1 protein-coding gene is annotated in these 1,514 nt (G+C 72.3%); it reads right to left on the bottom strand.

The window, feature by feature from the left end; translation table 11 throughout:
• Positions 1 to 28: 28 nt before the first annotated feature.
• On the bottom strand, positions 29 to 1,426 hold the full coding sequence (locus tag G6024_RS00610) for an amidohydrolase family protein (protein WP_159147579.1): 1,398 nt from the start codon (positions 1,424 to 1,426) through the stop codon (positions 29 to 31).
• Positions 1,427 to 1,514: the final 88 nt, after the last annotated feature.

The raw sequence follows: 1,514 nt of genomic DNA, 5'->3' as shown, positions 1-1,514 counted from the left end.
TCGATGAGCACCGCCGCGGCTCCGGAGGTCATGCCCGCACCAGGCCCGGCGTGAACGCCGGGGTGAACCCCCGCGCCCGGGCCGAGCGGATCATGCGCTCGGTGAGCTGGGCGTCGGCCTCGTCGGCGAGCGGGTGCAGGCTGCGCGCGCCCTCCGCCACCAGGCGTCCGCCCACGTAGACGTGGGTGAGATTGCGCAGCGAGCACGCCAGGACGTACGTGGCGACGGGGTCCCAGATCGGTCCGGTGGCCGGGGACGTGGGGTCGACGACGACGAGGTCCGCGTGCTTTCCCACCTCCACGCTGCCCACCCGGTCGGACAGGCCGAGGGCTTCCGCGGCCCCCAGGGTGTGCATGTGCAGGACCTCGCGGGCGGCCAGCACCGCGGCGTCGGAGTGGACGGCGCGCTGGGTGTACAGGCCGATCCGCATGTTCTGGAACGGGTCGGACACGTCGGTGCAGGACTGGTCGTCCAGGCCCATCCCCACGCGGATGCCCGCGTCCCGGTACCGGGTGATGTCGGCGATGCCCGAGCCCAGCCGGCCGTTGGAGGTGGCCTGCCAGATCACGGCGGAGTCGGTCTCCGCGACCCGGCGGACCATGTGGTCGGTGGGGTGGACGAAGTGGCCGAACGCGAAGTCGGGGCCCAGGACCCCGGCGCGGTCGTACCAGTCGAACTTGGCCCGCTGTACCTCGAGGTGCTCGGCGGTCTCCACGAAGTGGGCCTGGTTGCCCACACCGTGGGTGTGCATGGCGTGGCGCTCGCGCTCGGCCGTGGCCGGCGAGGACGACCACTGCACGGATCCGAACACCGACCCGCCCAGGTCCAGCTCGCGGGGAACGGTGCGCAGTCGGTGCTCGGTGACGTGGGCGAACGCGTCGAAGCACTCGGCCTCGGGGAGCTGCTCGTCGTCGAGGCGGGTGGAGGTGACGCAGCGGAGCCCGGAGTCGGCCTGGGCGTCGATCTGCCGGGTGAGGAAGTCGATGTCGTGGACCCGCTCGGCGACCAGGGTCGAGGAGGCGTGGTCGAACACCGCCACGACCCGGCTCTGGGTGAAGTTGTAGGCGCTGGTGACGCCGTTGCGGAGGAAGTCCAGGCAGCCGGCGAGGGTGAACCAGTACAGGTCCTCGGCCTCCGCCCCGACCATCATCTCGCCCAGCGTCGACACCCAGCCGTAGAGCGTGTCGTCGGGGGCGGTGCCGCGCATCCCGGCGGTGAACAGGTGGCTGTGCGCGGAGACGAACCCGGGGGCCAGGATGGCGCCGCCGAGGTCGTGGACTTCGCCCGGCAGGCCGGGCGGCGGGTCGCCGGGGCCGAGTCCGGCGATGATGCCGGCGTCGTCCACGTGGACCCAGCCGTGGAACCAGGCAGGCGCGGCCGGGTCCGCGGACACGGGCAGGACCAACGCGTCGGTGAAGGTGATCATGGGATCTCTCGTTCTCTCGTGTGTCAGCCCGGAAGTTCCTCGGCCCGCCACCGCTGCCCGTCCGTCACGAAGCGGCGCCGATGGGAGG

This window comes from Dietzia maris, from assembly GCF_014144855.1.
Taxonomy (GTDB): domain Bacteria; phylum Actinomycetota; class Actinomycetes; order Mycobacteriales; family Mycobacteriaceae; genus Dietzia; species Dietzia kunjamensis.
Note: the sequence above shows the minus strand (reverse complement) of the source record. Positions and strands in the feature narration are given on the sequence as shown.

What these genes read in the sequence shown, in the direction of transcription:
- G6024_RS00610 (WP_159147579.1), bottom strand. Translation starts at nt 1,426, where the DNA reads ATGATCACCTTCACCGACGCGTTGGTCCTGCCCGTGTCCGCGGACCCG.